Raw genomic sequence first — 23,136 nt, 5'->3', positions numbered from 1 at the left:
CTTTCGACGTTTTTATTTGTCTAATTCGGTATATGGATTGCTCGTTTATCAGCCGCGAGTACAGCTTCGCGAAAAATTTCACTAACTGTTGGGTGCGGATGGATTGTTTCGATCACATCTTCTGCCGTCGCTTTTCTCTGAAGCAATGCCGTCGCTTCCGCGATCATATCCGTTGCTCGATCGCAGAGCAGATGGACACCAAGTAGTGCTTGCGTCTCTGCATGGATCACTACTTTAGCAACACCATACATTTGCCCCATCACCAATGCTTTTCCACTGGCTTTTACTGGAAATTTTCCAACCACGTACGGGATCTTTTTTTCTCTCGCTTGTTCTTCTGTCATCCCTACTCCCGCAAACTCTGGATCGGAATACACACAGCCAGGAACGTCTTTCCCTTCAAATACGTTGTCCGCACCTAGCGCATTTTCCGCCGCGACTTCTCCTTGTGCTGAGGCATAGTGAGCCAATAATACTTCACCGACGCAATCACCGATCGCGTACACATTTGCCTGCGTTGTTTGCAGGTTAGCATCGATCACGATGCTTCCTCGCTGAGTCGCAATCTTTGTATGCTCTAACCCAAGCCCCTCAACGTAACTGCGACGGCCAACTGCGACTAGGAGTTTTTCTCCCGTTAGCGTTTCTTCGCCTAAAGAAACAGTCACCCGCTGCTCTTTCTGACGAACAGCCTCTACTCGCTTACCCAATAGGAAACGTACCCCTTCTTTAGTTAGCTTTCTCCGCAGCAGCGCCGCCAATTCCTGATCCATCGCCGGTAGAATCTCCGGCTGTTCCTCCACGATCGTGACTTGACTGCCGAAGCGTTGATAGATCGAAGCAAATTCGATCCCGATCACACCACCGCCAATAATGATCAACTCTGCGGGAAGCTGTTCCAACTGTAACGCAGCGCTGGAATCGAGCCAAGAAATGTCATTCAGCCCTTTGATTGGCGGAAGAACGGGTGTTGACCCTGTCGCCAGAATGATCTTATTCGGTTTCAATCGTATATCTCCTGTCGGCGTCGTAACACCCAACGTCTCCTCATCCAGAAAACGCGCTGTTCCTTTGATCACTTCGATTTGATTGCTTTTCATCAGCCCTTCAACGCCTTTGACTAATTGCTTCACGACCTGTTCTTTCCTTCTTAAAACCGCAGTCCAATCGACGGATTCTACGGCGCATTCAATTCCAAATTTTTTGCTGTTTTTAACTTGCACTAACATATCTGCAGAATGCAATAACGACTTCGTTGGAATACACCCTACATTGAGGCAAGTTCCGCCAATTTGATCTTTTTCTATGAGTGTAACGGCTGCTCCGAGCTGTGCTGCGCGAATGGCTGCGACATATCCTCCCGGTCCACCACCAACAATGACGATCTCCTTTTTCACGTCCAGCCCTCCTTTATTCCTTTGGTATTTTTTCCATTGGATGCTCCAATAGGTCGCATAGATACGTTAAAAAACGCGCACCAAGAGCCCCATCGGCTACTCGGTGATCCAACGTTACTACTGGATGCATCACGGAGGCCGCAACGACTTGACCCTCCTCGTTGATCACGGCAGCTTTGGTGATCTTCCCGACAGCTAAAATACCAATCTGTGGTGCATTGACGATAGAGGAAAACTGCTCGACGTTAAACATGCCTAGATTACTGATCGTAAAAGTTCCGCCAGTCAGTTCTTCCACAGCAAATTTTCCAACATTGCTTTGTTCTTTGATCGTTTCCAGATTCGCTTGGATCATTGCCAAGGATTTATTCGGAACATCGGATATTACAGGCACCAGCAGTCCGCGCTTTGTATCACTGGCGATGCCAATGGCTACCTCGTCTGCTTTTGTGACACATTCCCCATCAAAATGCTGATTGATTTCGGGGTATTCTTGGAGCGCTTTTGCGACTGCCTTTGCAATGATGGCTGTATAGGAAACCTTTGTCGGCAGTTCTTTCCGATAACGTATCAATTCGTCGCAGCGAATCGTCGTACTTAATTGAAACTGAGGAACGTCGGTCCAGCTTCGGATCATTTGTTTCGCCATTGCTTTTTTGATCCCGCTGAGTTTTTTCCCTTCGCTACTCATCCACTTCGACCCAAGCAATCACTTCACCGATATCTACTGTGGCATCCTCTTCCTCCACGATCTCTGTCAACGTACCATCCAGTGCTGATTCTACGTCGGTCGTCGCTTTGTCTGTTTCGATCTCTACTAAAACGTCACCCTTTTTGACAGGATCACCTACTTTTTTATACCAAGTAAGGATCGTCCCTTCGTCCATATCCAATCCGATTTTTGGCATGATTACTTCTTTTTTCATTCGCCTTCTCCTCCTTTTAACGTTACTTTTACTGCTTCGATCACCTGTGTCTCATCTGGGACATAGGCCATCTCAAGATTTCTGGCAAAAGGTACGGGAACATCAGGAGCCGTCACTCGTAAAATAGGCTTTTTCAAGCTTTCAAATGCGAACTCCTGGATCTGCGCCACGATTTCTCCTCCGAAGCCTGATTTTTTGACCGCTTCATGAACGATCACCGCGTGACCCGTCTTCTTGATCGACTGTAAGATCGGCGCCATATCTAAAGGCTCGATACTCTTAACATCGATGACTTCCGCACGAATCCCTTCTTCTTGAAGCTTCTTCGCGGCTTTTAATGCGACATTGACCATCGCAGAATAGGAAATGATCGTGATATCTTCCCCCGCTTGCTTCACTTCACTCTCATACCCTACTTCATAGGCTTCTTCTGGAACCTCCGTCTTTAATTTATACAACGCTTTATGCTCCACGAAAACGACAGGATTATTGTCTCGGATTGCACGTAATAACAATCCTTTTGCATCATAGGCATTTGACGGCATGACGACTCGGATACCTGGAACGTGCGCCAAAATGTTTTCCAGGGATTGAGAATGCTGCGCCCCATTTCCTAAGCCTGCACCGCATTGGGTCCGAATCACTAGTGGAATACTGACACCGCCGCCATACATATAGCGCATCTTCGCGGCCTGATTTAATAGCTGATCAAAACAGACGCCGATAAAATCCATATAAGACAGCTCTACTACCGGTCTCCTGCCGATCATCGCCGCACCGATCCCAGCGCCCACGATGGCTACTTCAGATATTGGGGTATCTCTGACACGCTCCGGTCCAAAATTATCTAACAAATCATAACTGCAGCGTAGTTGTCCGCCATAAACGGCAATGTCCTCACCGATCGTAAAAATATTCTCATCACTATTAAAGGCAATGTGCAACGCTTCGTTTACTGCTTGCCGCATGGAAAGTTTTCGCATGGTTCTCCTCCTTTACGCTTTGGAAAATAGTGTCCAGTCAATCGTTTCAAAGGTGGGATCATAAAGATCGTCCAACATCTCCTCGATCAACGGCTCTGGGTCTTGCTTCGCCTGTTCAGAGGCTGCCAATACAAGCTGCGTTTCTTCTTTTTTGATGGCAGCCAATACGTCTTGATCGACCCCATACTCTTCCTTCAAAAGCTTTTCGCAATGCAGGATTGGATCTTTTGCTTTCCACTTTTCGACCTCTTCCCGTGTACGGTAATTTTCATTATCACCAAAATAGTGCCCCGCCATACGGAAGGTATCCATTTCCAGCAAAACAGGCCCATTCCCTGCTAAAGCATATTCTTTTGCTTCCGCAAAGAGATGATACACTTCTACGATATCGTTTCCGTTGACGGTCACGCCCTTCATGCCGTAGCCAATCGCACGGTCCGCGATATGCTCGACGTTCATCGACTTCTCCGTCGAGGTCGAGATGCCATATTTGTTATTCTCACAAATAAAAATAACCGGCAGCTTCCAAATCGATGCCATATTCAGTGCTTCATGAAAGGAGCCTTCATTCGATGCCCCATCACCAAAAAACGAAACGGCTACGTGCGGCTCCTTTGCTACTTGCAGGCCTAACCCCGCACCCATCGCCATCGGAATGCCGCCTCCGACGATCCCGTTTGCGCCAAGGTTCCCTGTCGTCAGATCCGCGATATGCATCGATCCGCCTTTTCCTTTACAGTAGCCCGTCTCACGCCCCATCAATTCAGCGAACATTCGGCGTAGATCTGCCCCCTTTGCGATACAGTGCCCATGTCCTCGATGGGTAGAGGTGATGTAATCGTCGTTGCTCAAATGAACGCAGACTCCTGTGGCGATCGCCTCTTCGCCATTATACGTATGGACAGCTGCTCGGGTGATATTGGCTTTGGCTAATTCGATGGCTTCGGCCTCAAACTCACGAATGCGTACCATCGTCCGGTACATCTCTATCATTGTTTCTTTAGAAATAGTCATTTTCAAACGAGTCCCCCTTATTTTAAGACCAGAAAGCCAGCGCCTGCTGCAATTCTTCATACGTCTGCGCCGCTTCTGTGACTGGCACTTCTTGCATCACTGCTTCGATTGCTTGAAGCAATGCTTTTGCGCCTGAAACCGCACCTGCCGGATGTCCATAAATACCGCCTCCAGCCATTAAGATCGTTTCATTGCCTAACAACCCCATCAAATACTCGATCGTCCCAGGATGAACGCCTCCAGCGACCGTTGTAAAGGCAGATTCGATTCCTTGCATCGGTGTCGACAACGCACTGTGTGTCTCGACCAGCTCATCTGTCGTCGTGCCAAAACGCCCGCTATCTGGATAAACCAGCGGCATGTCCATTCCGATCAGCCGGGGCAATTTTCCGCAGCTCAACGCTGCCGATAGGCCATTATTTTCTGCTTTGTAATAAGCGCCTGCGCCGGCACAGTGACCAAAGATGGGAATCTCCACGTTTTGATCTTTTAAGAAACGGACTAAGTCTTCGGTAGCGCCCCAACCTAATGCGTTGTAGTTGACCATTAACGCATTCGCACCTGCTTCGATGGCTAACTGCGCCCGCTCGATGATATTTCGTCCGGTAATATTAACGGCGTACAAGGTAGATTGCTCTTTTCCTACCTCTTTTAAATAGCTCATGACCGTTTTTACCCGATCAACCATCGGTGAATAAGCTGGATCACTCAACAGCTCATCGTCCTTGATCACGTCTGCGCCACCCAAAGCCGCGTTTGCTGCACCTTGTGCACTCGCTTCTGGGGGAACCCCGATACATGGTTTCAAGATCGCACCTACTAATGGACGATCCATCACGCCTAATTTTTTCCGAATGCCGCTGACACCCAGTAACGGTCCGGTAAATTCCTTCAATAAAGACTCGGGAAATTCCACATCGACCAATCGAATGCCTGATTGTCCTAAGACATTGCCGGCAACAGTACTGATGACCATCGCCATATAAGGCTGAAAATTCGTGATCGGGAAAGCGACCCGCGCCACACATGAAATGCCATCGGACATAGGATAAATTCCTAAGACCTTTGCGCCGTAACGCTCAATGACTTCTGGCGTCTCGCCCTCTACGTGCGTCCACGTGCCTGCGCTTTGATCTCCAGCTACTAATTTTACCCAGTCATAAAGATCTGGTTCCTTTTCTGAACGCATGTAATAGGTCGCAATCAAAAAATCCTGCCCTAACCCTTCCGCCATCTTCAACGTTTCAAATTTCATTCTTCTCCTCATCTCTTTTCAAAAATTTATAGATCAAAGACGGCTCCGAAACGAAACCGTCTTCTACTAACTGTTCAAGTATTCTATGACTTGGTCTCTTTCGTTACTTGCTGCAATTTGATCAACGAGTTGGTGATTGGCAATGACATTGTAAATGTTGCCGAATAGATGACTTGTTGCTTCCGTAAAAGCCAGCATCAAGACAACTTTTGCCTCACGTCCATTGCCCCAAGGAATCGGCTGCTTAGGAATCAAAACAGCGATTTTTGCGTATTTTACCTCTGAGAAGTACCCATGAGGAATAGCTGCTCCCGTTTCTAAAACAGTCGGGACCACTGCTTCTCGGTCCATAACGGTCTGAAGAAAATGTCCTTCAACAGCTCCTGATGCCTGTAGTTTTTGACATAAAAAGGCAATTGCTTCTTCTTTCGTCGCTACCTCTTCTTGCAAAAAAACCAACTCCGGCTGGAATAATTGCGGAGATGCCACATTCAACTGGTGTTGACGTTCCTTTACCTGTGCTAAAAATTGGCGGACGGCTGCTTTCTTCTGGATATCATTCATCATTATGAGAGGGATATCCGCTGTCGAGACATTGAAGGCGCCCGCAATGCCGATAATGTTGTATTGCTGCGCCGTTTCTTTGATTTGTTCTTCCATCGTCTGTTCGCTCAACAAGCTTAAAAAAACAAACTTCACTTTCGGCGATAGCTCCAACACATCGTTTTCCAAGTGTTCAAAAAGATATCGGGCACAACCTCGTCCGGTTAAGCAAAAGCAGATAAATGCTTCTGCTTTAAGCGTGTTGTTTCTTTTTCCCAAGACAACACTCTTCTTCTGTTCAACCAACGAATCGGCCACTTCATCCAAGTTCATCTCGATCAACTGTGTTTTGCGAATGGCATCTAATACCATCAACGTATCGACGCGTGTCACTGTTCGAACATTGATCCCTAATTCCTCTGCGATCTGATCCCCAAAAGTCTCCGGGGAACCCATATCAACGAGAATCAACACACCCCGTCCTTGATTGTTTTGCTTCACCATCTCTAACAAACGGCTATAAATAAATCGAGGACTCTCATCTAAGCTGATACACAATGCGGCTAAGTGTGAGCTTCCCATCAGTTCATTGGCGACAGCGACCATTTCAGCGGCAACTTTTCCATGTGTGACAACGATCGTGCCAATATTTTTCCCAACGTTGACTTTTGCATCCGTCGTAGCGGACAAATACATCGCAATAAATCCAATTTCTTCATCCGGCAGCGGGATTCCGATATATTTAGGGGCAAGCTCAGCCATTTGATTGGCCACTCTAAATTGCTTTGGGTAATGCTTTTTGACATTCGCCAAATTCGGATTCAAGATACCTTCCCCACTGCGTATCCGTTTGATCGATGCATTAAAATGCGTCGCTAAACAAAAGAGCAGCGTCTGATCCAATTCACCTAATTCTTTTTTCGCAATCGTTAACATCTCTTCCGCCATTTGTACCAGATCTTGTTCGACGATCGTCTGAATATTGTCTTTTAACTGCTGCACTTGCTTCCCATTCTGAATCGTCGTGATGTAGCGGGATATTTTCTTTTCGATCAACTTCCAAATAGTTGAATCGATCTCTTTTTCCGTCAAATAATTGCCTTGCAGTTTCACATATTCCGTATCAATGATTCGATACAAGCCTTCGGAAAACTCGTATGGATCATTGATTGGCTGTGTTGGTACAGAGACCCTATCTGTTGGATAAACAATCAAATCGTTTGCCGAAAAATGTTTCAGCTCCGGCGACAATTCCTGATTTTCTGGCAAAGTGTGGAGCACCAACGTCTCATTATCGATCAAAATCTGCGAACCGCTGTCGGATTGGTGCATACAAGCGAGATATCCTTTTGCACACGCTACTTGGATCTTGCTCCGAAGTTCACCGATATTTCCTGGGTACTGCAAAAGCAGCAAACTTCTGACGGCCTCTGCTTTAATGAGGATCTCCCGTTTCACCCGAATGGACTCTTGGCGGAAGAAGGTCGTAATGATGTCGTATTTTTCATCTACTCCTCGAGACGACAAAGGGGGTACCGTGATCACCATAGGAATACGGCGCCGGAAGGTATCTAATAGACTCGTCTCTACATCCTCTGTCGTTGCTGCGATGATCATGACCTGTGCTTTTCTCAAATCACGATCTCCCAGACGACGATAGACCCCTTTATCGATTAATTGGAACAACATCTCTTGCCCATCTGGCGGCATCCGATGAACTTCATCAAGGAATAGAATGCCTTGATTGGCCTGATCAATCAGTCCTTCTCGATTGGATTCTGCACCTGTAAAAGCGCCCTTTTTGTAACCAAATAACTGTGCTGTCAGTAATTGTGGATTTTCTGCGTAATCTGCACAGTTCAACTCCACAAAAGGAATCGTTTCGTCTCTTTTGTTATTCACCATAAACTTGTACATGGCTTCTGCTAAGATGCTTTTTCCTACCCCTGTTTCACCCACGATCAAGGTATGTAATCCGATTGGCGGATACATCGCTGCTGCTTTTGATTGCTCTACCTGCATGCTCAAACTCCGCTGCGAACCGATGATCCCAGAGAAAGCATCCTTTTTCACTTCTTGGACAGCAGGCTTTTTCGTATCTGCGCTCAAGCCTTTTTGATCCATAAAATGGATCGTACTGTTCAACGTGATGCGATACCCCTTTTGAGTCAACTCTTTCGTCAGCTGCGTCATGCTGATTTTAGAATCCGCTTTCAAAATTAACTGGATATCTTTTAATAAAACCGCTTCACGGCGTTCTCTGGAATTATCTATCCCCGCACTTTTCCGCATGGATGTTACTTTGCTTCGAGAAGTTCTCAATAATTCAGCAAGTTCTTGATCTGTCAATGGATTTTTAGGGTCTTCTGCCTCTACCAAACGAAGCAGATGTGTCCATCCCGATGATTTCATCTTTTCTCCTCCTTAAACAGATTTCAACAACGATAAAATAAGCGTCGTGATTTATTTCATCGTACTATGAAGTACCCTGCTGAATAAAGTTCTATTTGCATACAAACCTTACAAATTTAGAACTTCACGAAGCCTAAGAGGTCTAGGATCTTATACATTATGAAGGTGATTGGGTTCCCTCCCTCAGATAAACTACTGATTAACGACGTGCCCTCTGGAAGCTCAGAACCAACGATCTTCGCAATCTCTGTATGTGCACCTGCCATTGCTGTCGCACACCAAAAGTAAATCGCGAAAACCACCATTGCTGCTAAACAAATGTGTAAAATATTTTCCTTCGCATAAGCAGTTATCCCGATAATGAACCACGGAACCGCCACTAATGAAGCTGTCGCAAGCATTCGGTTTCCTGGAATAATCGACATGAATGTCACAACGGGTGTCATGATCAAAATAGAAGACATCGTTGCGGGATTCCCCATGATCGTAGAAGCATCGATTCCGATCCATACCTCGCGGCCCTTCATGTATTTCCCAGTAAAGATTTTTGCCTGATCAGAAATGGATATCAAGCCTTCCATCATGATCTGGATCATTCGAGGCAAAAGAATCATCACAGCAGCCATATTAAAACCAAGCAGCATAATTTTTCGTACATCATATCCTGCAACAATACCGATCAGCATCCCCAAAACTGCCCCGATCACGATGGGTTCGCCAAATATTCCCATTCGACGTTCCATTGTTTCCGGATCCGCTTTGATATCTTTGATCACCGGAATTTTTTGAAGCAGCTTCACGACTGGAATCCCGATCATTGCAGGAGCAATGATCGCACCCGTCGGCCAGGAACAGCCTGGGATTCCATAAAACTCTTGGTATTTAGGTGCTACGATATCTGCCCATTTCAAGGATACGGCCATATAGATACACGCGGCTGCAACGGCGAATACCGCATTTTGAGTTGCTCCATAAATAAGTGCAGCACTGGCGGCAAATGACCAATAATTCCAAAAATCCACATCCAACGTCTTCGTAAAATTCAAGAAAATTAAAGCAATATTCGTGGCAATCAAAGCAATGATCACCATTCCAGACGCTGGTTGTCCCCAAGCCATTCCCATCAAGCCCCAACCAATGTCTACTACGTCAAGATTCCAATGCATCCGCTCAACCATCGCCATTGTTGCAGGCGACATCTGTGCGATCAACATATCTACAATTAAATTTAGACCAATAAAACCAACTGTCGCTGTTAATGCCGAACGAATTGCGTCACCAACTTTTAGCCCTAAAACAAGACCGATGATTAAAAGTGCCACACAAAGAATCCCGTTACTACCAAGCCCTGTAAACCATTGAAATCCCTGATTGATTACATCAAACATCAAGTTCCCTCCATTCTAACGATTCTTTTTCATTTTCCACCCATTTACTCAGCTTTAAGAATTTGACGCATTTCTTCTAACGCTTCTTCTTTTCCAATTCCTGAAATAAAAGGAACGCCATTGACTTTAGGTGCATTCAACTCCGTGGATACCGGTGTCATCAATAGATACATATCTGGTTTCATCGTACTTAACACAGTTTTTAATTCTGTCGCCCGCCGTTTGTTTAATTTAACTTTGATGCCTAATTCCTTTGCCAATTTTTTTACTTCATTTTCTCCTGCCGTCGATGTCGCAAACCCTGCCCCGCACACCACTACTACGATTTTTTCTTCAGCCATTTTTAAAACCCCTTTCTTTGATTACCAGCCTCTTTTTTGTTCACGTTTTGCAAATTCTTGGTGCATGATCGCTTCAATTTCTTTTGTTGTTTCCGCAGCCAATAATGCATTGACCACCTCTGAATCTTGAATGATCTCCATCACATCTTTGATCATATGCAAATGTTCATCATTCAGACTAGCCGCCAGCATAAAGACGACTCGGACATCTAATAAACACGTTGGATCTTCCATACTTGAGAACTTCACACTGTTTCGCAGAACGGCCACACCAATACCTGGTTTATATACCTGTGAACGTTCACTGTGGGGAATAGCAATCGGTACGGGCATCGTCGGAACACCTGTCGGAAACTCTTTTTCCCTTTCCAGTACAGAAGCTCCATAACAAGGCTCGACCATCCCATATTTAGCCATCTCAGCAGCCAGCAAATGAATCAATTGATCCCGATCTGTTTCCTCAGAAATCAATCCGTGAATGTCATTTTTACTAAAGATCTGATTTTCAGTAGTTGTTTTATCCAAACCGTACACCTCCTTTTTTACCTGAAAAACAGCTTTTGACTATGGAATGATGACTCCTTTGATCATTTTTCCAGCACGCATGTCCGCAAATCCTTGGGCCAAGTCTTTCAATTCATAGTTGTGCGTAATAAATTTTTTGGAATCCAATTGCTTGTTCAATACTAGATTAAGCGCCTTCCGATTGATCTCCGGCGAATAAGCAGAGGCTCCATATACCATGATCTCCTTGTAATGAATCGCATTTGTATCTAACAGCTTTGCACTAGATGGATGAATCCCGCCAAACAATATGACTTTCCCCCGTTTGCGTGCCAGATCCACCGCATCTGCTTGTGCTTGCCCTGCTGGACAGGCACTGATAACAACGTCCGCTCCCTTTCCATCTGTTTTTTCTAAAACAAGTTCTTTTAATTTAGGATCTGAACTGCTCATGTTGAGAACATTATCAAATCCTTGACTCCTAGCAAGCTCCGCCTTGTCACTATTCATTTCTACAATCACGACCTCTTTGACGCCGCGTATCTTCGCGATTTCACTGTGTAAACAACCGATTGTTCCAGCGCCAATGACCACAACCAAATCATCCATCACGATGTTTGTGTTGATCTGCGCGCATAAAACCGACGAGGCCGTCTCAGCAATGACCGTATCAATAGGATCGATATCTTTAGGAATAGCATTAAAACAGCCATGATCAATAATTTCTTTTGGAAATGCGATGTATTCTGCAAAACCGCCGGCGATCCCTTCTGCTGTTCCGATCATTCGAATGTTGTCGCATAAATTTTGAATGCCATTTTTACAATACCAACACTCTCCGCAGACAATTACAGGCGCAATAGAAAGCCTGGTCCCTTCCGGAAAGCGATCATACTGGCTTTCAATAACCTCCGCTACAATCTCATGCCCCGAGATCGCAGGTAAAATCGAATTTTTGGACCCTCCACCGTATGTCCGTAAATCAGAACCACAAATTCCACAACCGATCACTTTCACTTTGATGCCATCGGACGGACACGAAGGTTCTTCGACATCCTCATATCGAACGTCATCCGGTCCGTATAACACTTCTGCTTTCATTTGATCACTCCTTTTTATTCTTCACTTTATTACCTAGCAAGAACTATGCCAAAAGTATGCAATAAAGCGTTTGTCCGCAACTAAGAAAGCGCTACCAATGATTTTTAGTAATTTTTTGCTTTCTATCTTGGCAAGAATGAACAAACAAAAGACTTCATTTTTGTTTGTTCATTCTTGCGACGCAAAAAAAGCCACAGAGAAAATTCTCCATGACTTTAAGAAACTATTGGTTAATCAGCCTAGCGCTACATCTAAAATCATCATGATTATGAACCCTGACATTGCACCGAATACACCATAATGATGTTTACTATCCGTCGTTGCCTGTGCTTCAGGAATCAGCTCCTCTACGACAACATAGATCATCGCCCCCGCCGCAAAGGATAACGCATAAGGTAATAACGGCTCGACACTTGTTACTAAAAGCGCCCCGATCACCGCCGCGATCGGCTCTACAAGACCGGATGCTTGCCCATAAAGGAAAGACCGTGTGCGGCTCAAGCCTTCCTGCCTCAAAGGAATAGATACGGCCGCGCCTTCTGGAAAGTTTTGAATCCCGATCCCTAATGAGACGGAGATCGCTGCTAGAACAGCGGCTGTTGGATTAGCTGCCTCGCTTGCGGCTCCGAAAGCAACCCCCACAGCTAAACCTTCTGGAATATTGTGCAGAGTGATGGAAAACACGAGCAAGATCGTCCGCTTTAAATGACTCGGCAACCCTTCTTTTTCTTTGTTTGGCCCAAAATGCATATGGGGAATCGTTTTATCCGCGAGATATAAGAACAAACCGCCCAAGCCAAACCCTAGACTAACGACTAACCAGGGGATCGATCCATTCTCTTCTGCGGCCACGATAGCCGGATCTAGCAGCGACCAGAAACTCGCTGCGATCATCACGCCAGAAGCAAAGCCCAGCATCAAATTTAATACATTCCGATTAATATTTTTAAAGAAGAACACCAGCGCTGCTCCCAATGCGGTCATTCCCCACGTGAACAATGTCCCTACTAATGCCTGTTGCCAAGCATCTAAGCTTAATAGCCACTCAATCATAACGGCCTCCTCATTTGATTCCTCGTTGTTGCCTGATCTCACATTCCTACAGCAAGCAGAAACATCTATTTACTGCCTCGCCATGAAAACGTTTATTCCCATTAACCATATCATGTTTTAGGCAACCCTGTAAACGTCTTTCGGAGACACATTCTTTGCCGGTTTTTTCAAGACGCGTTATACTTTCCGGGTAGGAAACTTACGAAAAGAAAGCGAGTGAATAAAATGTCAAAAATCAACGCAGACGTTGCTATGGTCAATGTTTTAGAAGCTTGGGAAATTGATCATATTTATGGAATTCCCGGTGGATCATTCAACTCAACAATGGACGCTCTTTATCACGAACGCGAAACGGTTAAGTATATCCAAGTACGTCATGAAGAAGCGGGTGCTCTTGCCGCAGCAGCAGATGCTAAGTTAACAGGGAAAGTCGGTGCCGTCTTCGGTTCTGCGGGACCAGGTGCTAGTCACTTGATCAATGGCTTGTATGACGCGCAAATGGATCATGTCCCAGTTTTGGCTCTGTTAGGACAGGTTGCCTCTACTTCTATGAACTATGATGCTTTCCAAGAATTAAATGAAAACCCCATGTTCGCCGATGTCAGTGTCTATAACCGGACCGTTATGACGCCGGAAAGCTTGCCTCATGTCATTGATGAAGCAATCAAAGCCGCTTACAAAAATAAAGGTGTGGCTGTTGTCACGATTCCTGTAGACTACGGGTTTGAAGACATCGAAGACACAAAAGTTGCCACTGCGAAAAATCATAAAACAGGTGTCATCCTTCCTGATCAGGAAGACTTGAAGGCCGCATTGCCAGTGATCGAAGCAGCAAAACAGCCTGTTCTTTACATCGGACAAGGCGTGCGCAGCGGCTTTGATGCCATCAAAGCCTTCTCTGAACATTTTTCAATGCCGGTCGCAGCGGCTGTTTTAGCAAAAGGGATCGTCCCAGATTTATATGAAAACTTTTTAGGTTTTGCGGCACGTGTGGCAACCAAACCGGCCAATGAAGCGTTGGCGGATGCCGATTTGATCGTCTTTGTCGGCAGTGATTTCCCATTTGGCCGCTACTTCTTCAACCCAGAAGCGAAGTTTATCCAAGTCGACATCGATGCTTCTAAGTTCGGTCGTCGCCACAATGTGGATTATTCTGTTTTAGGTGACGGTGCGACGGCCCTTCGCCGCTGGGTAGAACTTGGCGAAGCACGTCCAGCAGATGACTGGTTCAAAGCAAATCAAGAAAATATCCGCAACTGGCACGCTTGGCGCAAGAGCTTCTATGATGACGACTCTACCCCATTACGCGCAGAGCCTGTTTTTAAAGAAATCAATCGCATCGCCGAAGAGGATGCGGTCTTCGTTAGTGATGTGGGGAATGTCACGGTGAATACGATCCGTCACTTGGAAATGAACGGCGAACAACAATACACGACCTCTGGCTGGTTTGCTACAATGGGAAATGGGGTTCCAGGAGGAATCGCCGCTCAATTGACCTATCCAGACAAACAAGTCTTTACCTTCAGCGGTGACGGCGGATTTGCGATGCAAATGCAAGACATCATCACTCAAGTAAAATATGAGCTGCCGATCATCAACGTAGTCTTTTCAAACAATGCCTTTGGCTTCATTGAAGCCGAGCAAGAAGATACAGAGCAGCAAAAATTTGGTGTCTTCCTAGAAGGTGCTGATTTCGGGAAAGTCGGTGAAGCAATGGGCGCAGATGGCTTTACGATCACTGAGTACAGCCAACTAGAGCCTGCATTCACAGCGGCCAAAGCAAGTAAGCGTCCCGTCGTGATCGATATCAAGATCAAAGACGAACGTCCATTGCCAGTCGAAGCTCTAGAATTAGAACCCGAAAAATTCTCCCCAGAGCAAATCACGGCTTTCAAAGAAAAATATCACGTTCACGACATGCCAACCTTGCGTGAACTCTTGAAATAAAGCAAAAAGGATGTGCCAAAAATTTTGGCACATCCTTTTTTACATTCTACGAATCGTTTGTTTTGCTTCTATTTCCAATTGCTTCGTCAATTCATCTGCCGGTAACTCTTGATTCACCAACGCCTGCAAGACCATCGGCAAGTTGACTCCTGTCACCAAATACTGCCGCGAATCATTGATCACACAATAGCTGGCGTAACGAAATGGCGTGCCGCCGAACATATCTACAAGCCAAACGAGCTCATCCACTTCATCCAAGAACGTTTTGGCAAACGCCTCGATCTTCTCTTGCAGACCAGTGGCGCCCGGTTCTATATTCATCGTCTTCACACCCTGTTGTTCGCCCAAAATAGATTCAGCCGTTTTTAACAGGCTGTCCGCTAAATGGTCGTGGGTCGCGATAATTATCCCGATCATACTGACACATCCCTTCATTGCCAAGTCTATCCTATTTTAAATCCCAAGTAAATTCTTAACGGTTGACTTGAAACTTCAGATGTTCCCCGATATAATGCAAAGAGGCCTTGCGCCAATACTGATAAAGCGAGGAAAATCATTGATTACAGTAAATGACGTTAGTTTACAGTTTCCTGACCGTAAATTATTTGACGACGTAAATATTAAATTCACTCCCGGCAATTGCTACGGGTTGATCGGAGCCAATGGTGCCGGCAAATCAACCTTTCTTAAGATTTTAGCAGGCGATATCCAGCCTTCTACCGGCTCTATTACTTTAGGACCCAATGAACGAATGGCTGTGTTAAAGCAAAATCATTTTGACTTTGAAGAGTACACGGTTCTTGAAACAGTCATCATGGGCCACGAACGCTTATACCAAGTCATGCAGGAAAAAGACGCCGTTTATATGAAGGAAGATTTTTCTGATGAAGACGGTATTCGTGCAGCAGAACTGGAAGGGGAATTCGCTGAACTTGACGGCTGGGAAGCAGAGCCTGAAGCAGCCGTTCTTTTACAAGGGCTAAATATCCCTGAAGACTTGCATCAATTAAAAATGAGCGAATTAACGGCTGGCCAAAAAGTAAAAGTCTTGCTAGCACAATCACTTTTCGGCAAACCAGATGTTCTATTACTAGATGAACCGACGAATGGGCTGGATATCCAATCCATCAACTGGTTGGAAGAATTCCTGATCAACTTTGATAATACCGTGATCGTTGTCTCCCATGACCGTCACTTCTTGAACAAAGTATGTACACACATGGCGGACCTAGATTTCGGAAAGATCAAATTGTATGTCGGAAACTATGACTTTTGGTTGGAATCAAGCCAATTAGCAACAAAATTACAGTCGCAGCAAAATGCAAAAAAAGAAGAACAAATCAAGGAATTACAAGACTTTATCGCACGATTCAGTGCCAATGCATCCAAGTCTAAGCAAGCGACTTCACGGAAGAAAATGTTGGACAAGATCACATTAGACGACATCCAGCCTTCGTCACGTCGTTACCCATTCGTACAATTCAAACCTGAACGAGAAATCGGGAATGACTTATTGCAAGTCGATAATGTCAGTGTGACGATCGATGGCAAAAAAATTCTAGACAACATCTCTTTCACGTTGAACCGTGACGATAAAGTGGCCTTTGTCGCTGAGAATGACTTAATAACTACTACGCTATTTAAAGTCATCATGGGGGATCTTACACCCGACACAGGGTCTGTGCGCTGGGGTGTAACGACCAGCCAAGCCTACTTGCCAAAAGACACGACAAAAGAATTTGACAGCGCGATGCCGATTCTTGATTGGCTGCGTCAATATGCCAGCAAAGAAGAAGACGACAACACCTTCCTACGCAGCTTCTTAGGTCGGATGCTGTTTTCTGGAGATGAAGTGATGAAGCCCGTGAATGTTTTATCCGGGGGCGAAAAAGTCCGCTGCATGCTTTCAAAACTGATGCTCTCTAAATCAAACGTCTTAGTCTTAGATGATCCAACCAATCACTTAGATTTGGAATCTATCTCTGCATTGAATGATGGGTTGATTGCGTATAAAGGCTCGCTTTTATTCGCCTCTCATGACCACCAATTCATTCAAACGATCGCCAATCGTATCATTGCGATTTCTGAAAACGGGGTCGTTGACCGTGCAGAAACGACGTACGATGAATTCTTAGAAAATCCAGAAGTCCAAAAACAATTGAGCCAATTGTACTAGGAAAAATCCAGACACCAAAAAAGCATCCGCGAAAGTTTCGCGGATGCTTTTTGCTTCTTCTGACAGCTTAGATAAATTGAACTAATTCCATCAAGATCGGCACAACGACTACGAATAAGATCGTACTTGTTGTAACTAAGTTGGTGGCATATTTAACGTCGCCGTGGGCTTCATTTGCTAAGATCGGCAATACTGCCAGCATTGGAGTCGCAGATTGTACGACCAATGTTTGTTTCAATAATGGCGCTAAGTTTGCACCGAAGAAATTTGAGCCGATCGCAATCAAGGCAATCAACACAGCCGGTGCTAAAACGAACCGTCCTAATAGAGCAACAACCGTATCCCGATCGAATCGAATACTCTTCAATCCCGCATCATACAAAACGATACCAATATAAAGCAGGGACAGCGGGGTTACGATGCTTCCGACATACCCGAGGGTGGCATTGATGAATCCGGGCACAGGGATGCCAATTAATAAGAAGACGATCGCTACAATAAATCCTAGTAAAGGTGGCGGCAATAATTTCTTCCAGTTTAATTTGGCTTTGTTTTCGCCCTTGACCTTCGTTGGGTCATCGTTTGAGATCAAGAATACTCCAAATGCCCAAGTGGAGACGGTGTTCGTCACGTAATACACCAAGAAGTAAGGCAACGCTTTTTCACCGAACAAGGCAATGTTCAATGGCAAGCCAATGAAGATCGTGTTTGCGTTGACGACCGCATTCATAAATATCCCGCGACGCCCTGGACGGATCTTCAATATTTTGACCAAAGCATAGGCCAAAATATAAGAAATAATCACTGCTCCAACCGGGTAGATCAAACTACCCGATAATTGGAACAAGCTTTCTTTCGTTAAGTTCTTTAACACAGATACAAAGATCGAAGCTGGCAATGCCACGCGTGTGATCAAAGATGAAATACTTTTACCAAAGCTTTCATCAAACCAGCCTTGCCTTTTTAATATATAGCCTAAAGCAATCATGATAATGATGCTTAATACACTTTGAATCGATTGAAAGAAAATCATCTTTTTTCCTCCTCTTAATCAACATCAAGCGGTTGGTATTCTGGATACCATTTCATATCTTCTACGGCTTGTTTGATGTCTTTGATTTCTTCTTTATTCAATTTTTGATCAACGACGCTTTTCACTACGACTTCAGCGATCGTTTGAGAAAATTCAGTTAATTTAGACACAGGCGGCAATACGGCTGCACCTGGTTTGCTCGTATCAACGATCCCGCCTAATGCGTGGCTGGCTTGTGAGAGCATCTCACCATTTACGCGTGTCGCAGTAGAAGCAATGATTCCAAGTCCTAAGCCTGGATACATCAGCGCATTATTTGCTTGACCGATTTGGTACGTCACACCATTGTATTTCACATCATCAGCCGGAATCCCAGTTCCGATCAAGGCTTTTCCATCGGTCCATTTGATTAGATCTTCCGCAGTTGCTTCTGCTAATTTCGTCGGGTTAGACAATGGGAAAATAATAGGACGATCGGTATTCGCCGCGATTTCTCGTACGATTTCTTCTGTAAAGGCACCTGGTTGAGTAGATGTCCCAATGATAATTGTTGGGTGGATCGCTTTGACCGCCGCTGTAAGATTGGTTAATTCCTCCGCATTTGAAAATTCACTGCGTTGACGAACAAATGCTTTTTGTCCTTCTGTCAGCTCTTCCGTATCTTCAAAGAGCACCCCTTGTTTATCTACCATATAGAAGTGTTTCCGTGCTTCTTCTTCTGATAACCCTTGACGTTTCATTTCATCCATCAATTGGTTCGCGATCCCAACGCCGGCTGTTCCAGCACCAAAAGTCATCACCGTTTGTTTGGTCAACTCTTCTTGAGAAATGTTTAAAGCACCTAAGACACCTGCTAGAACAACGATCCCGGTTCCTTGAATATCGTCGTTGAACGTAGTGATTTTGTCTTGGTATTTCTCTAAAATCGTGGCTGCATTGGACCGACCAAAGTCTTCCCAGTGCAACAAGACTTCTGGAAACAGTTCTTCGACGGCTGCTACGAATTGATCGATCACTTCGTAGTACGTGTCACCATACACACGTTCATGTTTATTTCCTAAATATAATGGATCACTCAATAATTCTTGATTGTTCGTACCGGCATCGATCGAGACAGGTAATACTTGCGAAGGATTGATGCCCGCAGCTGCGGTGTACACCATCAGCTTACCAATGGCGATATCGACACCATTCACGCCCCAGTCGCCGATTCCTAAAATTCCTTCTGCGTCAGTGACAACGATCAATCGAATGTCACGTCCAGCAGCAGCATTCTTCAAGCTCTCTTTGATGCTTTCTGGGTCATCAATGGAGATAAATGCGGCATTTTGCGGTTCAACGAACAACTCATTGTACTGTTCGATCGAATCCGCTACCGTTGGGTCATAAACGATCGGCATGAATTCAACAACGTGCTGCCCCATCAACTTATAAAACAGCGTCCGGTTCGTGTTGAAGATTTCCATTAAGAATAGGCGCTTTTCCAAGTTCGTTGTTTTGCTTTGGTATTGACCATAGGTTTGTTCTGCCTGTTCGTCTAACGTCTGAACCTTTGATGGCAGCATCCCAGTCAACCCGTATTGCTTCCGTTCTTCTTTGGTAAATGCGGTTCCTTTATTTAAAAATGGATTGTTTAAAATTTCAATGCCTGTCATGGTGTACTCCTCCTTATTGATTACAGTTAGGACGATACACGCTTTTACAGTCTATAGTCAAAACAAAAGCTTGGGATAAATTTTATTTATATGATACGCTGTTTTCACAAAAGGAGATTGTTATGAACTTTAAAGACCTAGAATATTTTCAACGCTTAGTCCGTGAAAAGAACTTTACAAAAGTGGCGAATGCCTTTCACGTTAGTCAACCTACCATCACCTATGCGGTAAAACGATTAGAAGAAGAGCTGGGCACAGAATTGGTTTATCGGGATCAATCCCACAAACAATTGATCATTACGCAGTCCGGGCTCATTCTTTCTCGCCATATCTCAAACATTTTAAAAGAAGTCACGATCGCAGTTACTGAAATCGATCGCTTAAAAGAAGAAACTTTGGATTTTGGCCTACCGCCGATCATTGGAAATTTTTACTTTCCAAAGCTGTCTTCTTACCTTTTTAAGAATAACCTGATGAGTCATATTCATCTGGTGGACGGCGGCTCTCGAGACCTGTATGGTCTTTTACGTCGGGGAAAGATCGATCTCGCTTTACTTGGCTCCACCCAACCGATTCGTGACGATGATTTGACTAGTGAGATTTTGATCGAAAAGAAATTTATGATCGTCGTTAGTCCAAATCACCCTTTGGCACAACGTAAAGAAGTCGCTTTTTCAGAACTAAAGGATGAACCCTTTGTTCTCCTGAATGAACATTACGTCCATCCGACCGCCTTCAAAAAAATGGCGCAACAGGCGCATTTTGATCCTCAAATCATTTATCAAAATAGTAATTTGAACATTTTAAAAGGAATGATCCGTGAACAGATCGGCATCGGTTTCTTAGCAGAATTAGCTATTTCACCCGACGATCATTTAGTCATGATCCCTATCACCGATCAGCCGCAGCCGTCATTTATCATCTCGCTTGTCCAACGAGAGCAAGTGTTGAATTCAACACTACGGGGACAATTAATTGACTTGATCCGCGACTTCAGCCATCAAAATAGCGAATAAAAAGACGTCCCAAACTCAACTTGCGAGTTTGGGACGTCCTTTTTATCTACAATCTGAGAAAATCCAATAGCTTTTCTCTTGTTTATTACTTTCGTTTTTCACCTCGTGTAAAAACAGCAATGCATCCTAGACCTGTATGACTAGCGATCGTCGTTCCTAGAGGAAAAATCTGTACTTCTTTTGGCTGGATACGTTCTTCCAAATGACGCTTCACTTCCTCAGCACCTTCTTGATCCCCACTAGTCGTAATGAAAATCGTTTGATTTGCTGGATCAGCTGTTGCTTCGCCGATTTTGTCAGCCACTAGCTGCAAGGCTTTTTTACGGCCTCGTACCTTTTCAACATTTTGCAATTTGCCCGCAACATCCACAGTAATGATCGGCTTGATATTCATCAATCCTCCGATCGCAGCACTTGTCTTAGAGATACGCCCACCCCGTTGCAAATGATGCAAATCATCGACCGTTACCCAGTGATGATACGTTAATTTATTCTCTTCTAACCACTGATGCAATTCGGTTAAAGGCATTCCTGCTTGCTGTTTTTTTGCTGCTTCATAGACCATTAGTCCTTCACCGCCGCTAGCAGCAAGGGAATCTACGACATACACTTCAGCCGCTGGCAGCTCCTCTTTTAAAAGTGCGACGGCTTGCATCGCGCTTTGATAGGACCCGCTCATACCTGAAGAGAAACAAATATACAAAATTGGGATATTTTTTTCTGCATAGCTGCGGAAAAACTCTACATAACGTCCAACATTTACTTGTGATGTTGTTGGCATCGCGCCATCTTTGATTTGTTGATAAAAATCATCGATTTTAAAACTGCGACCCAAGTCATCAGCGAATTCCTTGCCATCTATTGAAACATACATCGAAATAAAATCAACATTGTTCTCATCCAGTATTTCATAAGGCACATCGCAACATGAATCTGTCAGAATCTGATACATTTTAAAATCCTCCAAACACCCACTTAGTAGTAAATCTATTTTACTCGATAATTGGTTGCTTGTCTCACAATATGTTAGATTTGTGCCCAGACACTTTCCAGAATGTTTGTTTGTGTCCGATCGGGACCTACAGAGAAGGTAGAGATGCGAACACCGACAAGTTCAGAGATACGGCGAACGTAATTCCGCGCATTTTCTGGTAAGTCTGCTAAATCACGACAACCAGTGATATCTTCACTCCAGCCAGGCAATTCTTCATAGACAGGTTTGCAGCGATTTAATTCTTTTAAGCTTGCAGGGTAATGATAAATCAATTCGCCATCTAACTCATATGCCGTACAGATTTTAACCGTTTCTAAACCGCTCAATACATCGATAGAGTTCAAAGATAGATTCGTGATCCCTGAAACGCGTTTTGAATGACGCATCACTACAGAATCAAACCAGCCAACACGACGCGGACGCCCTGTCGTTGTACCATATTCGCGACCAACTTCTCGAATTTGATCGCCCACTTCATCAGAAAGTTCGGTTGGGAAAGGACCGTCACCCACACGAGACGTATAGGCTTTGCAGACACCTACTACTTTGTCGATCTTCGCAGGCCCCACACCGCTGCCGATCGTTACGCCGCCAGCAACTGGGTTCGATGAGGTCACGAATGGGTACGTCCCTTGATCAATATCCAGCATAACGCCTTGCGCGCCTTCAAACAATACACGTTTTCCTTGATCCAAAGCATCATTTAGAATAACGGAAGTATCCGTCACATATTGTTTGATTTGTTGTCCGTACTCGTAATATTCTTCAAAAATATCATCAAAACTCATCGCTTCATCATCAAACATTTTAACGAATTGGCGATTCTTTTCTTCTAAATTGATTTTCAAACGTTCTTCGAAAATTTCTTTATCCAATAAATCAGCCACACGGATACCTACACGGGCTGCTTTATCCATGTAGGCTGGTCCGATCCCTTTGATCGTCGTACCGATTTTATTTTCACCTTTTGCGTCTTCTTGCAATTGATCCAATTTGATGTGGTACGGCAAAATCACATGCGCACGATCCGAAATACGCAGATTATCCGTCGTGATCCCACGTTCGTGTAAATAAGCCAATTCTGTTACTAATGATTTCGGATTAACGACTACGCCATTTCCGATGACACTTGTTTTTTCTTTATAGAAAATCCCAGAAGGAATCAAGTGTAATTTATATGTTTCATTGTCAAATTTGATTGTATGACCGGCATTGTCCCCACCTTGGTAACGAGCAATGACCTCTGCATTCTCACTTAAAAAATCCGTGATCTTTCCTTTACCTTCATCGCCCCACTGCGTCCCTACAACTACTACAGATGACATCTGAACACCTCATTTAATTTTATTTAATCCTGAATCATTGTATCAAGAATAAGCCTATACTTCAATGAAAATT

Annotated in this window: 20 protein-coding genes; 3 read left to right on the top strand and 17 right to left on the bottom strand. The window is 44.5% G+C overall.

Translation table 11 applies throughout. From position 1 onward, the window contains the following. Positions 1-20: 20 nt before the first annotated feature. The 12 genes from lpdA to A5868_RS00225 all read right to left on the bottom strand — a co-directional run bounded on the left by lpdA (position 21) and on the right by A5868_RS00225 (position 12,917). Positions 21-1,397, bottom strand: a complete 1,377-nt coding sequence (gene lpdA / locus A5868_RS00280; protein WP_086305985.1) for a dihydrolipoyl dehydrogenase — start codon at positions 1,395-1,397, stop codon at positions 21-23. Positions 1,398-1,410: 13 nt separating this feature from the next. Continuing rightward, positions 1,411-2,088: a 2-oxo acid dehydrogenase subunit E2 gene (locus tag A5868_RS00275; protein WP_086305986.1), complete on the bottom strand. Its 678-nt coding sequence runs from the start codon at positions 2,086-2,088 to the stop codon at positions 1,411-1,413. Then, positions 2,081-2,323: a biotin/lipoyl-containing protein gene (locus A5868_RS00270; protein ID WP_086305987.1), complete on the bottom strand. Its 243-nt coding sequence runs from the start codon at positions 2,321-2,323 to the stop codon at positions 2,081-2,083. The genes A5868_RS00275 and A5868_RS00270 overlap by 8 nt, the downstream gene beginning before the upstream one ends. After that, complete coding sequence (locus tag A5868_RS00265; protein WP_010782238.1) at positions 2,320-3,306, bottom strand: alpha-ketoacid dehydrogenase subunit beta; 987 nt, start codon at positions 3,304-3,306, stop codon at positions 2,320-2,322. The genes A5868_RS00270 and A5868_RS00265 overlap by 4 nt, the downstream gene beginning before the upstream one ends. A gap of 12 nt (positions 3,307-3,318) precedes the next feature. Beyond that, positions 3,319-4,320: a thiamine pyrophosphate-dependent dehydrogenase E1 component subunit alpha gene (locus tag A5868_RS00260; RefSeq protein ID WP_086306024.1), complete on the bottom strand. Its 1,002-nt coding sequence runs from the start codon at positions 4,318-4,320 to the stop codon at positions 3,319-3,321. 22 nt (positions 4,321-4,342) lie between these two features. Next, on the bottom strand, positions 4,343-5,575 hold the full coding sequence (locus A5868_RS00255; protein WP_086305988.1) for a RuBisCO large subunit C-terminal-like domain-containing protein: 1,233 nt from the start codon (positions 5,573-5,575) through the stop codon (positions 4,343-4,345). A 66-nt stretch (positions 5,576-5,641) separates the two neighbouring features. Continuing rightward, entirely contained in the window at positions 5,642-8,530 is a 2,889-nt protein-coding gene (locus A5868_RS00250) for a sigma 54-interacting transcriptional regulator (RefSeq protein WP_086305989.1), read from the bottom strand. A gap of 116 nt (positions 8,531-8,646) precedes the next feature. Then, positions 8,647-9,918, bottom strand: coding sequence for a PTS transporter subunit IIC (locus tag A5868_RS00245; RefSeq protein WP_010782242.1), 1,272 nt, complete (start codon positions 9,916-9,918; stop codon positions 8,647-8,649). A gap of 44 nt (positions 9,919-9,962) precedes the next feature. Further along, positions 9,963-10,259, bottom strand: coding sequence for a PTS sugar transporter subunit IIB (locus A5868_RS00240; protein WP_010782243.1), 297 nt, complete (start codon positions 10,257-10,259; stop codon positions 9,963-9,965). 21 nt (positions 10,260-10,280) lie between these two features. Further along, positions 10,281-10,793, bottom strand: a complete 513-nt coding sequence (locus A5868_RS00235) for a PTS sugar transporter subunit IIA (RefSeq protein ID WP_425268415.1) — start codon at positions 10,791-10,793, stop codon at positions 10,281-10,283. A 30-nt stretch (positions 10,794-10,823) separates the two neighbouring features. Then, positions 10,824-11,864, bottom strand: coding sequence for a zinc-binding dehydrogenase (locus A5868_RS00230; RefSeq protein WP_010782245.1), 1,041 nt, complete (start codon positions 11,862-11,864; stop codon positions 10,824-10,826). Between the two features lie 234 nt (positions 11,865-12,098). Continuing rightward, positions 12,099-12,917 (bottom strand): ZIP family metal transporter, encoded by an 819-nt coding sequence (locus A5868_RS00225; RefSeq protein ID WP_086305990.1) that lies wholly within the window; start codon positions 12,915-12,917, stop codon positions 12,099-12,101. Between the two features lie 225 nt (positions 12,918-13,142). On the opposite strand from A5868_RS00225, the gene spxB reads away from it, so the two are divergent. Further along, positions 13,143-14,864, top strand: coding sequence for a pyruvate oxidase (gene spxB, locus A5868_RS00220; RefSeq protein WP_086305991.1), 1,722 nt, complete (start codon positions 13,143-13,145; stop codon positions 14,862-14,864). A 39-nt stretch (positions 14,865-14,903) separates the two neighbouring features. Here the strand turns inward: spxB and A5868_RS00215 are convergent, their stop codons facing one another. After that, positions 14,904-15,281 carry a PTS sugar transporter subunit IIA gene (locus A5868_RS00215; RefSeq protein WP_240318362.1) on the bottom strand — a complete coding sequence of 126 codons (378 nt, stop codon included), beginning with the start codon at positions 15,279-15,281 and terminating at the stop codon, positions 14,904-14,906. Positions 15,282-15,420: 139 nt separating this feature from the next. Between A5868_RS00215 and A5868_RS00210 the strand changes: the two genes are divergently transcribed. Beyond that, complete coding sequence (locus A5868_RS00210; RefSeq protein ID WP_086305992.1) at positions 15,421-17,040, top strand: ABC-F family ATP-binding cassette domain-containing protein; 1,620 nt, start codon at positions 15,421-15,423, stop codon at positions 17,038-17,040. A gap of 67 nt (positions 17,041-17,107) precedes the next feature. Here A5868_RS00210 and A5868_RS00205 read toward each other — a convergent pair whose 3' ends face one another. Together A5868_RS00205 and A5868_RS00200 are read right to left on the bottom strand one after the other, a co-directional pair. Next, a complete protein-coding gene (locus A5868_RS00205; RefSeq protein ID WP_086305993.1) occupies positions 17,108-18,073 on the bottom strand; it encodes an AEC family transporter in 966 nt (321 codons plus the stop codon). Between the two features lie 14 nt (positions 18,074-18,087). Next, entirely contained in the window at positions 18,088-19,728 is a 1,641-nt protein-coding gene (locus A5868_RS00200; protein WP_010782251.1) for a malolactic enzyme, read from the bottom strand. Between the two features lie 122 nt (positions 19,729-19,850). Here A5868_RS00200 and A5868_RS00195 point away from each other — a divergent pair, with 122 nt between their 5' ends. Then, on the top strand, positions 19,851-20,744 hold the full coding sequence (locus A5868_RS00195; protein ID WP_010782252.1) for a LysR family transcriptional regulator: 894 nt from the start codon (positions 19,851-19,853) through the stop codon (positions 20,742-20,744). A gap of 85 nt (positions 20,745-20,829) precedes the next feature. On the opposite strand, the gene A5868_RS00190 is transcribed toward A5868_RS00195, so the two are convergent. Beyond that, entirely contained in the window at positions 20,830-21,696 is an 867-nt protein-coding gene (locus A5868_RS00190) for a DegV family protein (protein WP_086305994.1), read from the bottom strand. Positions 21,697-21,770: 74 nt separating this feature from the next. Further along, positions 21,771-23,063: an adenylosuccinate synthase gene (locus tag A5868_RS00185; protein ID WP_010782254.1), complete on the bottom strand. Its 1,293-nt coding sequence runs from the start codon at positions 23,061-23,063 to the stop codon at positions 21,771-21,773. Positions 23,064-23,136 lie beyond the last annotated feature (73 nt).

The sequence above is a fragment of the Enterococcus sp. 12F9_DIV0723 genome (assembly GCF_002174375.1).
Classification (GTDB): Bacteria; Bacillota; Bacilli; order Lactobacillales; family Enterococcaceae; genus Enterococcus_A; species Enterococcus_A gilvus.
Note: the sequence above shows the minus strand (reverse complement) of the source record. Positions and strands in the feature narration are given on the sequence as shown.

What these genes read in the sequence shown, in the direction of transcription:
- A5868_RS00205 (WP_086305993.1), bottom strand. Translation starts at nt 18,073, where the DNA reads ATGATTTTCTTTCAATCGATTCAAAGTGTATTAAGCATCATTATCATG.
- A5868_RS00255 (WP_086305988.1), bottom strand. Translation starts at nt 5,575, where the DNA reads ATGAAATTTGAAACGTTGAAGATGGCGGAAGGGTTAGGGCAGGATTTT.
- A5868_RS00245 (WP_010782242.1), bottom strand. Translation starts at nt 9,918, where the DNA reads ATGTTTGATGTAATCAATCAGGGATTTCAATGGTTTACAGGGCTTGGT.
- A5868_RS00265 (WP_010782238.1), bottom strand. Translation starts at nt 3,306, where the DNA reads ATGCGAAAACTTTCCATGCGGCAAGCAGTAAACGAAGCGTTGCACATT.
- A5868_RS00225 (WP_086305990.1), bottom strand. Translation starts at nt 12,917, where the DNA reads ATGATTGAGTGGCTATTAAGCTTAGATGCTTGGCAACAGGCATTAGTA.
- A5868_RS00230 (WP_010782245.1), bottom strand. Translation starts at nt 11,864, where the DNA reads ATGAAAGCAGAAGTGTTATACGGACCGGATGACGTTCGATATGAGGAT.
- spxB (WP_086305991.1), top strand. Translation starts at nt 13,143, where the DNA reads ATGTCAAAAATCAACGCAGACGTTGCTATGGTCAATGTTTTAGAAGCT.
- A5868_RS00190 (WP_086305994.1), bottom strand. Translation starts at nt 21,696, where the DNA reads ATGTATCAGATTCTGACAGATTCATGTTGCGATGTGCCTTATGAAATA.
- A5868_RS00250 (WP_086305989.1), bottom strand. Translation starts at nt 8,530, where the DNA reads ATGAAATCATCGGGATGGACACATCTGCTTCGTTTGGTAGAGGCAGAA.
- A5868_RS00215 (WP_240318362.1), bottom strand. Translation starts at nt 15,281, where the DNA reads ATGATCGGGATAATTATCGCGACCCACGACCATTTAGCGGACAGCCTG.
- A5868_RS00185 (WP_010782254.1), bottom strand. Translation starts at nt 23,063, where the DNA reads ATGTCATCTGTAGTAGTTGTAGGGACGCAGTGGGGCGATGAAGGTAAA.
- A5868_RS00270 (WP_086305987.1), bottom strand. Translation starts at nt 2,323, where the DNA reads ATGAAAAAAGAAGTAATCATGCCAAAAATCGGATTGGATATGGACGAA.
- A5868_RS00240 (WP_010782243.1), bottom strand. Translation starts at nt 10,259, where the DNA reads ATGGCTGAAGAAAAAATCGTAGTAGTGGTGTGCGGGGCAGGGTTTGCG.
- A5868_RS00195 (WP_010782252.1), top strand. Translation starts at nt 19,851, where the DNA reads ATGAACTTTAAAGACCTAGAATATTTTCAACGCTTAGTCCGTGAAAAG.
- A5868_RS00200 (WP_010782251.1), bottom strand. Translation starts at nt 19,728, where the DNA reads ATGACAGGCATTGAAATTTTAAACAATCCATTTTTAAATAAAGGAACC.
- A5868_RS00260 (WP_086306024.1), bottom strand. Translation starts at nt 4,320, where the DNA reads ATGACTATTTCTAAAGAAACAATGATAGAGATGTACCGGACGATGGTA.
- A5868_RS00275 (WP_086305986.1), bottom strand. Translation starts at nt 2,088, where the DNA reads ATGAGTAGCGAAGGGAAAAAACTCAGCGGGATCAAAAAAGCAATGGCG.